Below are 18,389 nucleotides of genomic sequence, written 5' to 3'. Positions count from 1 at the left end.
TACACAATGTCACCAACCATGCTGACCTATATTAACGAAGAGTCTGACGTCCTGGCGAATATTATTCGACGCCATCGCCAGTCGCTGGAAGAAGTATCGCGGTTCGCCAGCCAAAAAACGTTACGACGAATCCTGATATTAGCCACCGGATCGTCATTGAATGCCGCCTTTTGCGCCCGTTATTTCTTTGAGCGCTGCGGTATCTCTATCGATATTAAAGAGCCGTACACCTTTAGCCAGTATGAGAATAGCGATCCGCAAGCCGATATGGTTATTGCTATTTCCCAGAGCGGGAAAAGCGCTTCTACCCTGGAGGCGATGCGTAAAGTTCAGGCGCAGGGACGTCCGGTATTCGCTCTGACCGCCGATCCGCAAAGCCCTCTTGGCAAGGCCAGTGATTATCCACTGGATATTCTGACCGGGATTGAGTCCGTCGGCTTTGTTACCCGTGGATTTAGCGCGACGGTACTGAATCTGGTGCTTATCGCGTTGTTAATTGCCCGTCAGCAGCAGCGACTGACGGAATCGCAGGTCGAGGAGTATGTGGCGCAGCTTCAACGCATCGCGGCAACCCTGCCGTTGGTTATCGTGCGTACGGAAGCGTTTATTCACCAGCACCAGTCCGTTTTACGAAACGGGACGCGTTTTGTGGCGATAGGCTACGGCGCGCTGGTTGGGGTGGCAAAAGAGTTGGAAACTAAATTTACCGAGACGGTGCGTGTTCCCTCAAGCGGGTTTGAGCTGGAAGCCTATATGCACGGCCCGTATCTGGAAGCCAATGCGGAACACGTGATGTTCTTCTTTGAGGACCGGCCCGACGCGCGCTCCAGGGCGCTACGGGAGTATATGACGCCTGCGGTCGCCAAAACCTTTACTCTCACGCTGGCGAAGGCGGCGCAGGATGACCAGACGCTTGCGCTGGATGTAGCGGTTGATCACCATTTCTCGCCATTGCTGTTGATTGTGCCGGTACAACTCATGGCGTTTCATATCGCCTCACTGAAAGGCATCGACCTTTCGGTACGCATTTTTGACGATTTCGATCGCGTTTTAAAAAGTAAAATCTGAACAATCAGGAGAAAAATATGTTGGGTTTTAATCAGGACGAGTACCTGACGAGTGCTCGTGAGATCATCGCTGCGCGCCAGAAGGCAGAACAGGTTGCTGACGAGATTTATCAGGCCGGGTTCAGTTCTTTATTTTTCGCCTCTGTTGGCGGTTCACTGGCGCCAATGATGGCAATTAATGAATTTGCCAAAGAATTAACGACGTTGCCGGTTTATGTTGAGCAGGCGGCAGAATTAATTCATAAAGGAAATAAGCGGCTGAATAAAGACTCTGTGGTTGTTACGCTGTCTAAATCCGGTGATACCAAAGAATCGGTGGCGATCGCCGAGTGGTGTAAAGCGCAGGGAATACGCGTAGTCGCTATTACCAAAAATGCGGACTCTCCGCTGGCGCAGGCGGCGACATGGCATATTCCGATGCGTCACAAAAATGGCGTGGAATATGAATATATGCTGCTGTACTGGCTGTTTTTCCGCGTGCTGTCGCGCAATAACGAATTCGCCAGTTACGATCGCTTCGCCAGCCAACTGGAAATTCTGCCGGCGAATCTGCTGAAAGCGAAACAAAAATTTGATCCGCAGGCCGATGCTATCGCCAGCCGTTATCATAACAGCGATTATATGATGTGGGTCGGCGGCGCGGAGATGTGGGGCGAGGTCTATCTGTTCTCTATGTGTATCCTGGAAGAGATGCAGTGGAAGCGCACGCGCCCCGTCAGCTCTGCGGAATTTTTCCACGGCGCTCTGGAGCTGCTGGAAAAAGAGGTGCCGCTCATTCTGGTGAAAGGGGAAGGGAAATGCCGCGAGCTGGACGAGCGCGTGGAGCGCTTCGCCAGTAAGATTACCGATAACCTGGTGGTGATTGATCCGAAAGCGTATGCGCTGGACGGCATTGATGATGAGTTCCGCTGGATCATGGCGCCGTGTGTTGTTTCGACATTGTTAGTTGATCGGCTGGCGGCGCACTTCGAGAAATATACCGGCCACAGTCTGGATATTCGTCGTTACTACCGTCAGTTCGATTATTAACAGAAAGGGGCGTGTAATATATACAGTGCCTGATGGCGCTTCGCTTATCAGGCCTGTGCGCCGGTTTATTGATAAAGATGATGTGTAGGCCGGGTAAGGCGCAGCCGCCACCCGGCATATATGACATTCTCTTTTAACTCTCAACATTCACCACTTTGATCTCCACCATGCCAATCCCCAATTTGCGCGGCGAATGGCCCAAAATATTACCTTCGTTGGTGGCGACGGGAGCGGGCGGCGCAATGACTAAGGTATTCGCGTCCGTCGGGTTGTTGAAATGCAGCGTGATAGTGGACACATCGTGACCCAGCACCAGTGTCTGTTCTTCGTTGCCTACGCGTACCGGAATCGGGCGATTCGCGTTGTCGCCGAAGGCTTTGGCGGTGATCACCAGATCAAACTTTTTCGGCAGCGGCGCTTTATATTCGATTTTAACCTCATCGCCCAACTGCGCATTTGACCAGCGGCCCCAGGACTCCGGCCGGGAAATGCCGCTAAACTGCTTCACCTCCTCTGGCGCGCCCGCCACATTAAAGATAAAGCTATCGGCTTTATAACGAATATCGTTATCGACAATCTTTAAGGTATCGACGTTGCCTTTGTAGCGTTCCATATCGATCATCGTGTCTTTAAACGCCGTCTTACCCTGCCACTGCGCTTTATCGACATGCTGTACGGTTTGCTGCCCGCCAAGCTGCCCCTGCGAGACGCACCAGTCGGTGGAGAGCGCCAGCGCCGGCGCCCATAGCTGCGCCATTTTGTAGCAGCGATCGATCCAAACGAAATTATCACGCGGGGCGAAGTCGGCCAACTGGAACCGTAGCGGAGCGGAGTATTCACTTTCCGGTAACGGTTCAACACGCTTATCCGATACGCGCAGTAGTAACGGCAGGCGGAAGTGGCTGCCGGAAAAAGCGATCATGTTTTTGTCCCGATCGACGGTAAAATCTTTTATCTCTTTCGGGAAATTCCACAGGCGAATGATATCCGGCTTCATCGCCAGCACTTTCTCTTTTACATTCAGGAACACTTCCGACAGCGACTGCCCGGAAAGGCTGCTACGTCCCAGACCGATAAAATTATCGCCGCCGAGAATATCCAGCACCGTTGCGCCGTTGTCCATCGTGTTGCGTTTGACCGCCAGCGTCTCCTGCTGCGGTTTATCGCCGCGCAGAATGAAAAACAGATTGTTGCGATCTTGCTTATTCAGGTATTTCCAGGCCGTATTGTTCATCGCCAGATGGTCGGAAGAGACGACGATAACGGTATCTTTAAACCACGGTGACGCTTTGATTTTGTTGATAAACTCGGCGATGTTTTCCTGGCTGCAACTTACGGCGCTAAAGGACTGGTTGGGCTTACCGTCGTAATCGTAGCGTTTGCGGTTGCAGGTCCGCGAGATAAACCCGTCCGGATGGTGAGTATCTACGGTCAGCGTAAACAGCGAAAACCGCTGGCCTGAGCGGGAAAGCGCTTCAAATTTCTTCCATGCCTCATCAAGCACCGTATCGTCGTAGAAGCCCCAGTCGTTACGATAAGACGGGTCCGCCACCACCGTTTTTAGCTCTTCAGCGCCGTACAGATGATCAAATCCGTGTGATTTCAGGAACACGTCTTTCCCGGCAAAACGCAGGTTAGCTCCCTGTACGAAGTAGTTCTGGTAGCCGGAATTTTTCAGAATATCGCCGAGGCAGATATTTTGCGGGAAGAAGCTGGAAACCGACGCGGACGCATTGCCCTCAAACGGCGCAAACAGCGGAATACCACACTGGGAAGCCACCATCCCGGCGATGGTGTAATCCGTTCCCGGCAGTTGCATGGTATGGCTGAAATCCAGCCCCTCATTTTTCAGCGCGCCCAACTCTGGCGTGAGATTGGGGAACGCGTCATTATCAAAATAGGTCCGTTCCAGGCTCTCGCCGTAGATATAGACCAGATTGAGCTTCGGATTAGGAATGGTTTTTGCTGGTTCTTTATAATAAACGGCAAAATCCGGATCGCCATCGCGCATTTGTGATTTTACCAGTTCGGTAATCTGGCGAAACGCCGGGCTGGCGTCGACCGAACCCAACGCCAGCAGTAACGCCAGCAGGCTGTAACCGACATGATGAGGATGGTGACGGCGGCGGCGTAGTACCCATCCCAGCGCGCCGAATACCGCCACTAACGCCAGGGCAATGCCGATTCCCGGCAGAATATATTTGCCGACTCCCGCTCCCGTCAGACTATTCGTGAGCGTATAAAGCACTGCGTCGTTGATCCCGTCGCCGGTAAAATAGTCGCTGGCATACAGGGTAATATTCAGAATGACAAAAAGTCCCAGCACCGTGAGAGTGGCGGCAAACCACCAGGTGTTACGGCCCGCCTTCCAGGCATATATCAGCACAGAGGCGAGAAACAGAGCGACAGAGAGCAACTCGGACAACTGACGATCCTCAATAAACCAGGCTTATCGCTGGCAGGAAAAAATTTCTAACAATGTAATAGCGATGTCACATTGCTGCAATTCTAATAACTTTACACGGCGCTGTTATTTAGAATGAGTTTAGAAAGTTGGTTTTTTGATCGGCATCACTTCCTGCCATAGCGGTTAATAACAGGAAAAGACGAAGAGAAAAATCGGGTTAATGCCGTGTTGGCGGGTAAAGGGCCAAAACACGGCTTTTAACAGGGCGTCCCGGCGTGGCGCACGGTCAGAAAAGCGCAGTCAGGAGAGGAAATTCAGCCCTTGCTGCAACACCAGATCGCAAGCTTTGGTTTTCACCTTTTCCGCCAGCGGCGTACTGCCGATATTATTGAGGTTCAACTGCTGGCCGTCCTTCGTCTTGAGCAACCCTTGCAGGCCGTTCAGGTAGTTAGTGTCCTGCTCCTGCTGTGTGGTATCCAACCCCAACTTGTTCAGAATCTGATTTTTAACGTTTTCCACGTTGGTAGCGGACGCCAGTTTCTGTTTGGCGCAGTACTGCAAAATACCGGCGGCATTATTCATATTATCGGCGCTGAGCGATTGGGCACCTCTGCTGAGCAGACCGGTTAGCGCAGAAAGCGACATCCCGCCCTGCTGTGCGTTCGCGCCCTGAGCGCTTAACTGACTGGCGGCAATACCGCTGGTGGAAATCAGTACGCTGGCGATCGCCGCGCAGCACAGAACATGTTTCGCTGTATTCATGGTAATCACCTGTGTTATGCCAGCCAGGCGTCGTATCGCCCTGGCGCACGTTGCAATTTAATACTCTTTACCTGTCACCCGGCTGCGGTAACTGTCCCAGGTAAAATTAACCCATAAACTGTTGCCGAGACGCATACGGTCCATGACGCGTTCGCCAAGCATTTTCGTCATCTCTTCCATATTGCTGTTCGTCAACATGCCGGTGGGACGTTTTGACGAGGAACGACGATCGACAATTTGATTGATGATCACTTTTTCATAGCGGGATTCGGTCTGCACGCCGATCTCGTCGATCACCAACAGATCAACGTTACTCAGATCGTTAAGCAACTGCTCTTCGCTGGTTTCCCGATTGCTGAACGTGTCTTTCATCGCTGACATAATATCCGCTACGGTGATAATCAGTACCGACTTTCCGCGCAGCAGCAGCTCGTTACAAATAGCCGCGGCGAGATGGTTTTTACCGGTTCCAGGCTTGCCGGAAAAGACAAAGCTGGCGATATTGCCGTCAAATTCATCAACGTACTGTCGGGCTTTGCTTAACGCGTTCATTTGTCCGTCGCACTCAACCCGATAGTTATCAAACGAACAGTTTTGATGCAGCGGTCGAATGCCGGAACGGTTAAAGGTGCGCTGCATTTTCATCGCCCGGTTTTCCCGCGCCAGCGCCGCCGCCCGGATCTCGCCTTGCTCTTTCTGCCACGCCAGTAGTTCTTCGCCCGTTTTAAACGCCGGCGTAATATGCGCAGGCATCATTTTTTGTAGACGTTGCATCAGGTCGCCAACATTTTTCATCGTTACCCCCTAAAACCTGGTGGAATATGATTGTCAGGTTCGCTGACGCTATTGATGTCGCGCTGCGGCATTCCGCCATTGCTGGAACGGCTGATTTGCACGCTGCGCGCCAGCTTTTGCTGCCACTGGATATGGTGAAAAACCTTACCTTCCGCCTGCCAGTAGGCGATAAACGCCGCCAGCTCTTCTGCGGTGACTGGCTCCCGAAGCGCCACGCCCCAAAGGGCAGCCTGACGCTGAAAATCCGCATCCGGTTGCCAGGCGGGATACATGGCGAATTTTCCGCAGGGAATCGCAACGGGGGCGGCTTCGGGTTCTTCGTAAAATTGCGCGTCTAACGCCACATCGCTTCCCGGACGTGATAACTTTTCTTCAAGCGCCAGCAGTTCAGCCATGCGTGCAGGCGTCACGGCATAAAAGGCAGGCGCATTATTAGCGAATACCGCCACTGCGCCGCCCGTTGACTTCGCCAGCACAGCATGATGATCGTGTAAAAGGGCGTCAATACCGATGACGTCCGACGTTAAAATTCTGGAAGACATAATGTTTCTCAATATGGAACAACAACCGAGAAGGGCGACTGTTTTTATAGTACCACACAGACCTGTAAGAACAGCAGGAGGCGTTCCACCATTCACACGCGGGGGCGTTTGCGGTACAGCCATAATCCCGGTACAGAGAGGCCAATTGAGAGCGCGCCAACAATGGAAGAGGCTTTCAGAAAATTGGTCAGCAGCGTAATCATCATCGGTTCGCTATAGCCCAGATGGCTAATTTTTACTGCGGAAATCATCGCGGTATAGGCGGAAATCCCCGGAAACATCGGGATCACGGCCGCGACGGTAAACACTTTAGGGTGAGCGAGATACCAGCGTGACCACTGAATACCAATACTGCCGACCAGTAGCGAAGCCATAAACGTCGACCATTCGATATTAAAACCAGCGCTCATCATCAGCATACGCGAGCCATGACCCAGCGCCCCCAGTAGCGCGCACCACGGAAGCGCCCGGTGGGGAACATTAAAGACCATCGCAAACCCGACAGCGGGGATCGCAGACAATATCATGTCCTGCATAAGCGCCAGTAAAAAGTCGATTATACCCATCCTCGTAGCCCCCATACTGTCATTGACATCACTACGCCCACACAGGTGGCCAGTGTCAACAGGCTGGCGATAGCCCAGCGCGCCAGCCCGGTATTAATATGTCCTTTAAACATATCTGCGACGGAATTAATCAGCGGAAAGCCCGGCACCAGTAGCAGTACGCTCGCCGCCATGGCGATAGTGGGCGTCTGGCTAAAGGCGGGAAGGGTGAGCATCAGCCCGGAAATCGTGGTAGCGACAAAGGCGGTAATGCAAAAATTGATCTGCGGATGTAAATGCCGCTGCGCCAGCATCTGGCGAATATACATGGCTATCATACTGGCGAAAAAGGTGATAACCGCGCCATCCCAGCCGCCATTATTCAGCTTACAAAAGCAGGAGCAGGAAAGACCGACCATAAACGCCACCAGCCAGCGCGGATAACGCAGCGGGCGGAGCTGGCTAAAGCGTTTTTCCACGCCTTTGTAATCCAGCAGACGATGTTCCGCGAGGATAACGATATGCTGAACCTCCGTGACGACGTGCATATTAATGCCGCGATCCTGGTTTTTACGTGTCGATGTCAGACATTGTCCGTCTTTAATGGTCGTCAGGACAATGGCGTTAGAGGAGATCGCGCTTTCGACGCTATCCATACCGAGTGCCAAACCGAGTCGGGTGGAAAGCTCATCAACCAGTGCGCTTTCCGCCCCGTGCTGCAATAAAAGCAGCCCGCATTGAATACATAACCGTGTTACTGCTCGTTGAATTGATTGCTCTTCTTGCATGACTCGTCCTGTCCGAAAAGACATTCTATGCGCCGCCACTATGACAGAGGCTTTCTTTTTAACACGAAGCGCAGGCATGATGGCGTTGGTTAAGATCAATTTCTTGTTGATAAAAACGTCAACCACCAGACGCAACGCATAAGCTTCCTGAGACGTGCGCTTCGTCACAGGCAGGATATCCTTATGGGCGACGGTTCTCGTATGTCCGTTTCCAGAATAGAGGCATTATGCCAGCCTGGCCGCTCATTTTTGAATCAATGATGTGGTGAATTTTATCAACGATATGCATTAATGGTTTAACCACAATGGCGTGAGCAGCGGGCGTAAAAATAGGCATACCTTAGTGTAATTCGCAGATATTACATGGGTTTTATGGATGGTAGACAGTATTGTTGGGCTTTTGTTTTAGGACTCAGCAATATGAATGAAGGACGAACTCATATTTTAAATTTATTAATATGATGAGTTTTCGTTAGAATTGCTAATGTGCAAATTTAGTTAATTTAATTGTCTTGCTTCTGGTTTTATGAGTAACTATGCGATAGTGATTTCATGTTTTTGTGCTATGTGGATTGTAGCGCAATCAATATTAGATATTTAAAAATAAAACAAGGATAATTAATCCACTCGGCCTATATTTCTTTGCGATCATTGTTAATAGTGTTTTTATTAATGGGGCAATGAAAGGGGGCGGCGTGGGTGCGGAGGAATTATGCTGCCAGGATGCTGCAAAAATGGACTTATTATCAGTAAAACCCCTCTTATACAGGAAGGTCTTAAAGGGGCTATAACAGGTAATTTCCCCGATTATAAACTGGCGTATTGCCGTACGATAGAAGAGTTAACGCTGCTACAGCTACGCCGGAGTAATTTAGTTATTGCTGATTTAGCAGTTAACAATGCCTCTTCCCGCGCTATCTGCGAATATTTTTATAGCTTAATCTCGCAATATCGCGACATACATTGGATATTTCTGGTTCCTAAATCCTGCTATCCACATGCAGTTGATCTCCTGATGGGCCCCGTCAGCACCTTGCTTTCAGACGAAGAGCCAATCGAGAATCTTATTAGCGTTATCCATGCGGGAAACGCTCGCTCAGAAAGAATAAGCAAAACATTATTATCGCCTCAGGTACCGTCTGAAATTCAGCAGTCCCACGACAGGCCGATTGTCCTTACGCTGTCTGAACGAAAAGTATTACGCCTTTTAGGAAAAGGGTGGGGCATTAACCAAATTGCGGCGTTACTTAAAAAAAGTAATAAAACAATTAGCGCCCAAAAAAATAGCGCCATGCGACGCTTATCAATACACAGTAATGCAGAGATGTATGCATGGATAAACAGTTCTCAGGGAGCCAGAGAATTGAACCTACCTTCGGTATATGGAGAAACCATGGAATGGAAAACAGAATCAGCAAGAGAAATGTTGCGCTCGTAGAAAAATGCGTGATGAGCACCATTGGTATTAAAGGGCTATTTGATACAATGCCGGATTGCCGACATACGCTTCATATTTTTTCAAAACCATCCGCGTTTTATAAGTCTGCGCTAAAGACGCCGTTTTCTGCCGTTATTTTTTCTCTTTCTGCGTTAAGAACTGAACGCCGGACAGGATTATCCAGCCTGACGGAACTGGCGATAAATTATCCCCATATGCGGCGTCTGGTGATTGCCGATGATGATGCTGAAGCCCGCTTAATCAGCGCATTATCCCCGCTGCCGCTGGATGGGGTCATCAGCAAAGCGTCGCCGTTGGATGTTTTACAGGATGCCTTATTTACATCGCTTAATAGCGCCCGGCGGACAACGGAGCGTACAGACAATCTTTGGGAACTTCACCAGAATTGTATGCTTAGTCCAACCGAGCGGGAGATTCTGCGTTTCATGTCGAACGGCTACTCAATGCCGCAAATTGCCGTCCAGTTAGAACGTAACATTAAGACTATCCGGGCGCATAAGTTTAATGTGATGTCCAAGCTGGGCGTGAGTTCTGATGCCGGGTTACTCGATGCGGCGGATATTCTGTTATATCTGCGCGCCGGCGATGGTACCGCGCTCCAGCATCGGGTATAGCCCGCGCCGGATGCGCCGTGCTTGTTCGGGGAATCCGGGTGTCAGGCACGTTATTGGCACACGTCTACCCAGGTCGCCGATGTCAGTTCAGCCATTCTTTCCGGCGTGATGCGTACCGCGCTGTGCGTGGCGCCTGCGGCAGGCAATACTTCGTTATACCCCTTCAGAGAGATGTCGCAATAGACGGGCAGCGGGTGCTCCAGCCCAAAGGGACATACACCGCCGACAGGATGTCCGGTTGCATTGACCACTTCATCGCTGCTCAACATACGGGCTTTTGCGCCGAAAGTGGTTTTAAGCTTCTTATTATCCAGGCGGGCATCGCCTTTCGCGACCACCAGGATAATGGTGTCTTTTACTTTAAGCGAGAGCGTCTTAGCTATCTGCCCTGGCTCTACGTTGTGCGCTTTGGCTGCCAGCTCGACAGTCGCTGTACTTTGATTTAATTCGATAATTTCAATATCGGGAGCATGATCGGCCAGAAATTGCCGTACAGATTGCAGACTCATTCTTCTCTCCTGAGACCTTACCAATAGCCACGGTAGACCCAAAAATGGCAAAACGTAATTTGGCATACGGAGAGCGCCGCTGTAAATATAATAATGTGACAGGCCAGCAGCAGTAAGCCGTGACGATAACTGAAGGCAACGTAACGCAGTTTACTTTAGCGTGCAGTCGCCGCACTGCTGTACGTCAGGTAAGCGGTAACGTTGGCAGCAGGTTCTGCGTACCAGAAGACCGTCGCGCATTACGACGGTCCGCCACAGCGGGTTATCCTGACCGTCGGATAGCTGCTTTTCAAAAAAACAGCGCTGGCGTAGCGTTGCCAGCAGGGCTTCGCCAAGCAGCGGTTTCATCTCAGTCAGATACCAGTTGATTAAATAACCGGTATTGCTCCAGATAAGTTTCGCGTTGATGTCGCCAGTCGCCTCCAGCGCCTGAATGACCGGCTGTAGTGCGGAGACTACCAGCGTTTCCATTCGTTCTTCCGGGGAACGCCCCGTTGCCAGGTTATCCTGATGCACGTCAAGCCAGAAACACGCGGCGCGCCCGGTTTCATGAAATTCAACGTGAATATGTTCTGCCGAGACATCGATAGCGCGCGCTTGCGTCAGTAATGCCAGCATCAGCGGCGGCGCCATCAGCCCGATATACCATTGCGCCCACAGGGAGAGTAACGGCTTATTTTCACGTGGCAGGCCTGGCGTGTGCCGATAGATGTGATCGGAATAGGTGGCCAGCAATGAACGAAACGTCGCGGGGCGCGTCCACTGGGCAAGAGTCATTGCCGTTGGCGGCGGTGTTTCATCCAGCCGGATGAAGTCCAACAGGTGCTCACGGGTAGAGGCGATCGTCTCGCGTACTGCGTCCGCCAGCGAGGCGTCTTCCGGCTGAGGAGCAGCTCGCCAGATAATATCGTCAGCAATCGGTGCGGAACGGTAGGCCATAGCGCAGTTTAATGATGTTAATCTAAATGATAATGATTGCTAATCCTATCGATAGCGATAAACGATGGCAAGCGGTTTATGGTTAACGCTGTTGGCGTAGCACGATTACGTCAGCAGGATTCATAGGGCGCGCATGTCGTCGCTGACCAGAATGTGGTTACGTCCAAGATGCTTGGCTTCGTAGAGCGCTTTATCCGCTTTTTCAATAGCGTCTCCGATATTGCGATCCGTCAGGGGCGCAATGCCGATACTGACAGTGACATTGGTGGCGACGCTTTCGTTAAACATATGCGGGATTTTAAGATCGTATACTTCCTGTCGGATACGTTCTGCGGTAGCGCGGGCTTGCTGTGGTTCGGCGGTGGTCAGCAACACCAGAAATTCTTCCCCGCCAAAACGGCAGACGACATCGCGCGATCGCACGGCGTCCCGAATTGCCGCTGAGACGCGGATTAACGCCTGATCGCCCATCATATGACCGTAGTGATCGTTATACGCTTTGAAATGATCGATATCCAATAGCAGGACGTAGTGTTCATGGCTGCCCGGCGCCTGTAACGTATCCAGCCGATTTTGCAGGCCACGGCGGTTATATAAGCCGGTTAATGGATCAAGCATACTCAGGCCATTGAGGGTTTCCCGCTCGGCCAGCAGCTTAAACATGAGCTGTTGGGCAAAATTATCGTAGCGTTTCTGGATAACATGTTGAATAGCGATTCCCACCATTGGCAGGGCCAGCAAATAGAGAATTCGCAAACCTTGTTCATTACCGTTCAGCCACAGGCAGACCGCGACTGGCGGTAGCGAATAGAGCGTAAACGCGACGATATTCGCGGCAAAGGCTATCGAGCCGATAAACAGAACGCTAAGCAGGGAAATCAGTAAAAAAGAGAAATCATAATGGCCTAACGCCGGATACTTTAGCGCAATATGCGCCGCCCATATTCCCCCAAAGAGTAGGGAGATAAAGGGGAGATTAATTCTTTTTTGTCCATATTTCCCATGCCATATCAACAGTAATACGCTCAGGACCACTATCCCGATCATTGGCGTGCAAAATACATTGATCTGATAAAGGGGGAAAACGAGAGTAAATAGCGCCGACACGGCGTTGAGAAACAAGAAAAGACGTAAAGAAAACTGATACTTCTTAATACGAAGCGACCGCCAGGATGGTGTTGTCATGGGTAATTGTCGTTATTTATCGGTGATATACACGGAATCGGGCGCCAACATGAAAATAACGTATGAGAAAAGGTCGCCTAAAGCGAGGTGTTGTTGTTTTTACGTTAACAGTCGGACAATTTATCACCTTACTGAATACGTGTCATCAACCGTTAAGTAAAACTCATCTCTTTAGCTTTCTCCCTGGCTGACAAATGAGAAAATATATCATATGATATTGGTTATCATTATCAATTCCAGAGGTGAAACCATGTTGCAGCGGGCGTTAGGCAGCGGATGGGGCGTGTTATTGCCTGGAGTGATTATCGTTGGACTGGCGTTTATCGGCCTGTCAGCTTATGCGCTGAAGCTGTTGATTGTATCAGGATTGCTACTGTCTGCGCTGATGTTGTATCACAAACAATTACGGCATTTTGTATTGCTGCCATCGTGTATGGCGCTTATTGGCGGCATGATGTTGGCAATGATGAACTGGAATCAGGGATGAAAATGAAGAGACAAAGGAAGGATAAGATAATTGGTGCGAGGGGGGGGACTTGAACCCCCACGTCCGTAAGGACACTAACACCTGAAGCTAGCGCGTCTACCAATTCCGCCACCTTCGCACAGTTATCTTACTTTTTGATATCGCCTCGTTGGTGCGAGGGGGGGGACTTGAACCCCCACGTCCGTAAGAACACTAACACCTGAAGCTAGCGCGTCTACCAATTCCGCCACCTTCGCCCAGTGCGAGCAATATCAACGTGGTTTTGGTGCGAGGGGGGGGACTTGAACCCCCACGTCCGTAAGGACACTAACACCTGAAGCTAGCGCGTCTACCAATTCCGCCACCTTCGCATACCATCGATTCTTGAAAAGAATCACTACCACGGAGGCGCATTCTAGTGGTTTTCAGCTATTCGTCAATAGTTAATTGCATGGGATAGATTGATTGCTGCAAAAATGGGCGCGAGACGTAGGTTGGATAAGACGCTTTGCGTCGCCATCCGGCACATGCAACCAGATGGCGCTGCGCTTATCAGGCCAACTATTTCTTCGCCTGACGGGTCATCACGGTACGATAAACCTTAAAGCGCCCGGTTTGCGCGATGACTTCATGGAAGCCAAAAGTCTCATCCAGAATCTTAGGATAGGGCAGAAAGGCGTTCGCCACGATGCGTAACTCTCCGCCGCTGTTCAGATGGCGCACTGCGCCGCGAATGAGCGTTTGCGCCGCATCGAGGCTGGTTTGCATTCCGTCGTGGAACGGCGGGTTGGAGATGATCATGTCAAAACGTCCTTTGACTTCCGAAAAGACGTTGCTGGCGAATACCTCGCCTTCAAGACCATTAGCGGCAAGCGTGGCGCGGCTGGCTTCCACCGCCGGCGCGCTGACGTCACACAGCGTCAGGCGCACTTTCGGCGAATGGCTGGCCAGCGCGGCGGAAAGCACGCCAGCGCCGCAGCCGACATCCAGCACTTTACCTTTGGTGTGCGGCGTCAGCGTAGACAGCAGCAGTTGGCTACCGACATCCAGTCCGTCGCGGCTGAATACGCCCGGCAACGTTTTGATGGTCAGCCCGTCGATGTTGTACTCGGCCCACCAGGATTCAAGACTAAACTGCGGCTGCTTTTCCAGACGACCATGGTAAAGGCCGCAACGTCGCGCGCTATCTACTTTGTTCAGCGGCGCATAGTCCGCCAGCATCGGTTCGGCGCTACGCACGCCGCTGCGGTTTTCTCCCACGACGAAAACATCGCTGCCCACCGGCATCAGCGACAAAATATTCATCAACTGGAACTGCGCTTCGGGTTTATTTTTCGGCCAGTAGTAGATCAGCGTATCGCAGTCAGCGACATCGCTGGCTTGCGCGACCAGGCTAAAACGGACGTTTTCGCCCATCTGGCGGCTTAACGCCTGCCAGTGGTGAAACTGTTGCGTATGCGCGCGGCTGGCGGCGCATTCAAAGCGCGCGGGCAGGTCATCCTGCAAATCTCCGGCAAAAAGAATACGGCTTTGTTCGAAATCATCACTGTGGCGCAGCAAGACTTCACTTGCCGGGGTAAAAGCAGACATGGAATGCTCCTTAATTCAGACTGGCGGCGATTATAGTAGTTTGATGGCGGAGATTCGACAGATTTGCTATATTTGCGCCCCTGATTACAGGAGCGTTTCGCTATGACATCCCGACGAGACTGGCAGTTACAGCAACTGGGTATTACGCAGTGGGCGCTGCGACGTCCTGGCGCGCTACAGGGCGAGATTGCGATTTCCCTTCCCGCGCACGTTCGTCTGATCGTGGTTGCAGAGGAATTACCCGCGCTGAACGAGCCGCTAATGCGCGATATTTTACGCGCGTTGACCGTGAGTCCCGATCAGGTTTTACCCCTGGCGCCTGAGCGCGTCGCCATGCTGCCGCAGGGCAGCCGTTGTAATAGCTGGCGGTTAGGAACTGACGCGCCGCTCCAACTCGAAGGCGCTCAGGTCACGACGCCGGCGTTTAATGAACTCCGGGCAAACCCGGCGGCACGCGCCGCACTATGGCAACAAATCTGCGAACATGAACACGATTTCTATCCTCAGCACGACCGATCTCCCCGCAGCCTGGCAGATTGAGCAACGCGCTCATGCGTTTCCGTGGAGCGAAAAAACGTTTTTCGGCAACCAGGGCGAACGGTATCTCAACCTTAAGCTGACCGCTGATGACAGAATGGCCGCGTTTGCCATTACACAGGTGGTGCTGGACGAAGCGACGCTGTTCAATATCGCCGTCGATCCGGATTTTCAGCGTCGGGGGCTGGGGCGTATGCTGCTTGAGCATCTGATTGATGAACTGGAAAAACGCGGTGTTGTAACGTTATGGCTGGAGGTACGCGCCTCTAACGCTGCCGCCATCGCGCTGTATGAAAGTCTGGGGTTTAACGAGGCGACGATTCGCCGCAATTACTATCCTACGGCACAAGGGCATGAGGACGCCATCATCATGGCGTTACCGATAAGCATGTAATAAAAGAGGCAAGGTGTAATGATGAAGTGGGACTGGATTTTCTTTGATGCCGATGAAACGCTGTTTACGTTTGATTCTTTCACCGGCTTACAGCGGATGTTCCTTGACTATAGCGTCACCTTTACCGCTGAGGATTTCCAGGATTACCAGGCCGTGAATAAGCCGCTATGGGTGGATTATCAGAACGGCGCGATTACTTCATTACAATTGCAGCACGCGCGCTTTCAAAGTTGGGCTGAACGGCTAAACGTTGCGCCGGGGCGGCTGAATGACGCTTTTATTAGTGCGATGGCGGAGATTTGTTCTCCTTTGCCGGGCGCCGTTTCGCTACTTAATGCGATTCGCGGGCAGGCTAAAATCGGTATTATTACTAACGGTTTTACCGCGCTACAACAAACTCGTCTGGAGCGCACCGGGCTGCGCGAGTATTTCGATCTGCTGGTGATTTCCGAGCAGGTTGGCGTCGCGAAGCCCGATCCGAAAATCTTTAACTACGCCCTGGAGCAGGCGGGGAATCCTGACCGCTCGCGCGTATTAATGGTTGGCGATACCGCGGAATCCGATATTCTTGGCGGCATTAACGCCGGACTGTCGACCTGCTGGCTTAACGCGCATCATCGCGAGCAGCCCGCGAGTATCCATCCAACCTGGACTGTGGCGTCATTAAGCGAACTGGAGCAGCTCCTGTGTAAACACTGATTGCCTCCCCCAGGTTGATGGGTAAAATAGCCGCATTTTTCGTATTCAACATGCGTGGTCAAACGCCGCGCTTACTCAAGAAGATTTGACTATGACGTTGTCTCCTTATTTGCAAGAGGTGGCCAAACGCCGCACTTTTGCCATTATTTCTCACCCGGACGCCGGTAAAACCACCATTACCGAAAAAGTGTTGCTGTTCGGACAGGCGATTCAGACCGCCGGTACGGTAAAAGGCCGTGGTTCCAGCCAACATGCAAAATCTGACTGGATGGAGATGGAAAAACAGCGTGGTATCTCCATCACGACCTCGGTGATGCAGTTCCCGTATCACGACTGTCTGGTGAACCTGCTGGACACCCCGGGGCACGAAGACTTCTCCGAAGATACCTACCGTACCCTGACGGCGGTGGACTGCTGTTTGATGGTGATCGACGCCGCAAAAGGCGTTGAAGACAGGACTCGTAAGCTGATGGAAGTTACCCGTCTGCGCGATACGCCAATCCTGACCTTTATGAACAAACTCGACCGTGACATCCGCGACCCGATGGAGCTGCTGGATGAAGTGGAAAATGAGCTGAAAATCGGCTGCGCGCCGATCACCTGGCCGATTGGCTGCGGCAAGCTGTTTAAGGGCGTTTATCACCTTTATAAAGATGAAACTTATCTGTATCAGACCGGTAAGGGCCACACCATTCAGGAAGTGCGCATCGTTAAAGGGCTGAATAACCCGGATCTGGACGCCGCCGTCGGTGAAGACCTGGCGCAACAGCTGCGCGACGAGCTGGAACTGGTGCAAGGCGCGTCTAACGAGTTTGATGAAGAGCTGTTCCTGGCAGGGGAAATTACCCCGGTATTTTTCGGTACCGCGCTGGGTAACTTTGGCGTTGACCATATGCTGGATGGTTTAGTGGCGTGGGCGCCCGCGCCGATGCCGCGTCAAACCGATACCCGCACAGTGGAAGCCTCGGAAGAGAAATTCACCGGTTTTGTCTTTAAAATTCAGGCCAATATGGACCCGAAACACCGCGACCGCGTGGCGTTTATGCGCGTGGTTTCCGGTAAGTATGAGAAGGGCATGAAGCTACGCCAGGTCCGTACCGGCAAAGATGTGGTGATTTCCGACGCGTTAACTTTTATGGCGGGCGACCGTTCGCACATTGAAGAAGCGTACCCGGGCGATATTTTGGGTCTGCATAACCACGGCACCATTCAGATCGGCGATACCTTCACCCAGGGCGAGATGATGAAGTTTACCGGTATCCCGAACTTTGCGCCGGAACTGTTCCGTCGTATTCGCCTGAAAGATCCGCTCAAGCAGAAGCAGCTACTGAAAGGGCTGGTGCAGCTTTCTGAAGAGGGGGCGGTGCAGGTATTCCGTCCCATCTCCAACAACGATCTGATTGTCGGCGCCGTGGGCGTTTTGCAGTTTGACGTTGTTGTCGCGCGCCTGAAAAGCGAATACAACGTTGAGGCGATTTATGAATCCGTCAACGTGGCGACGGCGCGCTGGGTGGAAAGCGCCGATGCGAAGAAATTCGAAGAGTTTAAGCGTAAGAATGAAACGCAGCTGGCGCTGGATGGCGGCGACAACCTCACCTATATCGCCCCCACGATGGTTAACCTGAACCTGACCCAGGAACGTTACCCTGACGTTCAGTTCCGTAAAACGCGCGAACACTGATCCCTTTCCGGGCGCGGCATCCGCCGCGCCTTCGTACTTTCCCTGCCTTTTTAACCGCTTACGGAATGTTCTTAAATCCCGCGTTTTTTCTCCGATCTGCCTGTTTTTTATACGCACCGACAAGCGATTTTAAAATTGTGATCTATATTTAACAAAGTGATGACATAAATGTCGGCTTTAATGCCTGTTCAATGCGTGAATATGAGAGCTTAAAGCTGAGATTTGTTTCAGTCACGATATTAATAACTGAAACGGAAGGGTGGCAGGCGACGCGTCGTTACAAATTCACGAATGTGATGCCAGTCATTGACTTCAGAAACCGGTGAGTTTCACCGCATTCAGCAATGCAACCTCGTGTTGCCTGAGCTCAAATTACGAGCA

At 51.7% G+C, this 18,389-nt stretch carries 19 protein-coding genes and 3 tRNA genes; 9 read left to right on the top strand and 13 right to left on the bottom strand.

The window, feature by feature from the left end; translation table 11 throughout:
- Window positions 1–6 precede the first annotated feature (6 nt).
- On the top strand, window positions 7–1,068 hold the full coding sequence (locus tag ACLJQD_RS03795) for an SIS domain-containing protein (RefSeq protein ID WP_001651437.1): 1,062 nt from the start codon (window positions 7–9) through the stop codon (window positions 1,066–1,068).
- A gap of 17 nt (window positions 1,069–1,085) precedes the next feature.
- Window positions 1,086–2,096, top strand: a complete 1,011-nt coding sequence (locus ACLJQD_RS03790) for an SIS domain-containing protein (RefSeq protein ID WP_017441755.1) — start codon at window positions 1,086–1,088, stop codon at window positions 2,094–2,096.
- A gap of 133 nt (window positions 2,097–2,229) precedes the next feature.
- Here the strand turns inward: ACLJQD_RS03790 and opgB are convergent, their stop codons facing one another.
- The 6 genes from opgB to ACLJQD_RS03760 form a co-directional block, all read right to left on the bottom strand.
- On the bottom strand, window positions 2,230–4,521 hold the full coding sequence (gene opgB, locus ACLJQD_RS03785; RefSeq protein WP_017441756.1) for a phosphatidylglycerol--membrane-oligosaccharide glycerophosphotransferase: 2,292 nt from the start codon (window positions 4,519–4,521) through the stop codon (window positions 2,230–2,232).
- A 282-nt stretch (window positions 4,522–4,803) separates the two neighbouring features.
- Window positions 4,804–5,265 (bottom strand): DUF2501 domain-containing protein, encoded by a 462-nt coding sequence (locus tag ACLJQD_RS03780; protein ID WP_001090314.1) that lies wholly within the window; start codon window positions 5,263–5,265, stop codon window positions 4,804–4,806.
- 57 nt (window positions 5,266–5,322) lie between these two features.
- Entirely contained in the window at window positions 5,323–6,060 is a 738-nt protein-coding gene (dnaC, locus tag ACLJQD_RS03775; protein ID WP_000799924.1) for a DNA replication protein DnaC, read from the bottom strand.
- A gap of 2 nt (window positions 6,061–6,062) precedes the next feature.
- Complete coding sequence (gene dnaT / locus ACLJQD_RS03770; protein WP_000098573.1) at window positions 6,063–6,602, bottom strand: primosomal protein DnaT; 540 nt, start codon at window positions 6,600–6,602, stop codon at window positions 6,063–6,065.
- 92 nt (window positions 6,603–6,694) lie between these two features.
- The gene (locus tag ACLJQD_RS03765) at window positions 6,695–7,168 is read right to left on the bottom strand and encodes a threonine/serine exporter (RefSeq protein WP_000511329.1); all 474 of its coding nucleotides are present in this window, start codon (window positions 7,166–7,168) and stop codon (window positions 6,695–6,697) included.
- Entirely contained in the window at window positions 7,159–7,935 is a 777-nt protein-coding gene (locus tag ACLJQD_RS03760) for a threonine/serine exporter ThrE family protein (protein WP_001727653.1), read from the bottom strand. Before ACLJQD_RS03760 ends, ACLJQD_RS03765 begins: the two co-directional genes overlap by 10 nt.
- Before the next feature lie 712 nt (window positions 7,936–8,647).
- Here ACLJQD_RS03760 and ACLJQD_RS03755 point away from each other — a divergent pair.
- Together ACLJQD_RS03755 and bglJ are read left to right on the top strand one after the other, a co-directional pair.
- On the top strand, window positions 8,648–9,373 hold the full coding sequence (locus tag ACLJQD_RS03755) for a response regulator transcription factor (protein WP_000936662.1): 726 nt from the start codon (window positions 8,648–8,650) through the stop codon (window positions 9,371–9,373).
- A complete protein-coding gene (gene bglJ, locus ACLJQD_RS03750) occupies window positions 9,334–10,008 on the top strand; it encodes a DNA-binding transcriptional activator BglJ (protein ID WP_024137341.1) in 675 nt (224 codons plus the stop codon). The genes ACLJQD_RS03755 and bglJ overlap by 40 nt, the downstream gene beginning before the upstream one ends.
- Before the next feature lie 50 nt (window positions 10,009–10,058).
- Here bglJ and ACLJQD_RS03745 read toward each other — a convergent pair whose 3' ends face one another.
- From ACLJQD_RS03745 to ACLJQD_RS03735, 3 genes are all read right to left on the bottom strand, one after another.
- Window positions 10,059–10,517, bottom strand: a complete 459-nt coding sequence (locus tag ACLJQD_RS03745; RefSeq protein ID WP_000058276.1) for a YbaK/EbsC family protein — start codon at window positions 10,515–10,517, stop codon at window positions 10,059–10,061.
- Window positions 10,518–10,667: 150 nt separating this feature from the next.
- The gene (gene fhuF / locus ACLJQD_RS03740; protein ID WP_017441758.1) at window positions 10,668–11,456 is read right to left on the bottom strand and encodes a siderophore-iron reductase FhuF; all 789 of its coding nucleotides are present in this window, start codon (window positions 11,454–11,456) and stop codon (window positions 10,668–10,670) included.
- A 120-nt stretch (window positions 11,457–11,576) separates the two neighbouring features.
- Window positions 11,577–12,641 (bottom strand): GGDEF domain-containing protein, encoded by a 1,065-nt coding sequence (locus ACLJQD_RS03735; RefSeq protein WP_000211207.1) that lies wholly within the window; start codon window positions 12,639–12,641, stop codon window positions 11,577–11,579.
- Between the two features lie 250 nt (window positions 12,642–12,891).
- On the opposite strand from ACLJQD_RS03735, the gene ACLJQD_RS03730 reads away from it, so the two are divergent.
- Window positions 12,892–13,128 carry a DUF1435 domain-containing protein gene (locus tag ACLJQD_RS03730; protein WP_023242882.1) on the top strand — a complete coding sequence of 79 codons (237 nt, stop codon included), beginning with the start codon at window positions 12,892–12,894 and terminating at the stop codon, window positions 13,126–13,128.
- A gap of 31 nt (window positions 13,129–13,159) precedes the next feature.
- Here ACLJQD_RS03730 and ACLJQD_RS03725 read toward each other — a convergent pair.
- The 4 genes from ACLJQD_RS03725 to rsmC form a co-directional block, all read right to left on the bottom strand.
- Window positions 13,160–13,246: transfer RNA gene (locus ACLJQD_RS03725), tRNA-Leu, on the bottom strand.
- A 31-nt stretch (window positions 13,247–13,277) separates the two neighbouring features.
- A tRNA-Leu gene (locus tag ACLJQD_RS03720) sits at window positions 13,278–13,364 on the bottom strand.
- A gap of 27 nt (window positions 13,365–13,391) precedes the next feature.
- Window positions 13,392–13,478 (bottom strand) — tRNA-Leu (locus ACLJQD_RS03715).
- A 190-nt stretch (window positions 13,479–13,668) separates the two neighbouring features.
- Entirely contained in the window at window positions 13,669–14,697 is a 1,029-nt protein-coding gene (gene rsmC / locus ACLJQD_RS03710) for a 16S rRNA (guanine(1207)-N(2))-methyltransferase RsmC (protein WP_017441760.1), read from the bottom strand.
- A 102-nt stretch (window positions 14,698–14,799) separates the two neighbouring features.
- Here rsmC and ACLJQD_RS03705 point away from each other — a divergent pair, with 102 nt between their 5' ends.
- The 4 genes from ACLJQD_RS03705 (at window position 14,800) to prfC (ending at window position 18,008) form a co-directional block, all read left to right on the top strand.
- A complete protein-coding gene (locus ACLJQD_RS03705; protein WP_000203996.1) occupies window positions 14,800–15,237 on the top strand; it encodes a DNA polymerase III subunit psi in 438 nt (145 codons plus the stop codon).
- On the top strand, window positions 15,182–15,628 hold the full coding sequence (rimI, locus tag ACLJQD_RS03700) for a ribosomal protein S18-alanine N-acetyltransferase (RefSeq protein ID WP_001092435.1): 447 nt from the start codon (window positions 15,182–15,184) through the stop codon (window positions 15,626–15,628). The genes ACLJQD_RS03705 and rimI overlap by 56 nt, the downstream gene beginning before the upstream one ends.
- 21 nt (window positions 15,629–15,649) lie before the next feature.
- Window positions 15,650–16,327 carry a pyrimidine 5'-nucleotidase gene (gene yjjG / locus ACLJQD_RS03695; RefSeq protein WP_017441761.1) on the top strand — a complete coding sequence of 226 codons (678 nt, stop codon included), beginning with the start codon at window positions 15,650–15,652 and terminating at the stop codon, window positions 16,325–16,327.
- Between the two features lie 91 nt (window positions 16,328–16,418).
- The gene (gene prfC, locus ACLJQD_RS03690) at window positions 16,419–18,008 is read left to right on the top strand and encodes a peptide chain release factor 3 (RefSeq protein ID WP_017441762.1); all 1,590 of its coding nucleotides are present in this window, start codon (window positions 16,419–16,421) and stop codon (window positions 18,006–18,008) included.
- Window positions 18,009–18,389 lie beyond the last annotated feature (381 nt).

The organism is Salmonella sp. SAL04214 (assembly GCF_046550615.1).
Classification (GTDB): Bacteria; Pseudomonadota; Gammaproteobacteria; order Enterobacterales; family Enterobacteriaceae; genus Salmonella; species Salmonella enterica.
This window is presented reverse-complemented; position numbering and strand designations above follow the sequence as displayed.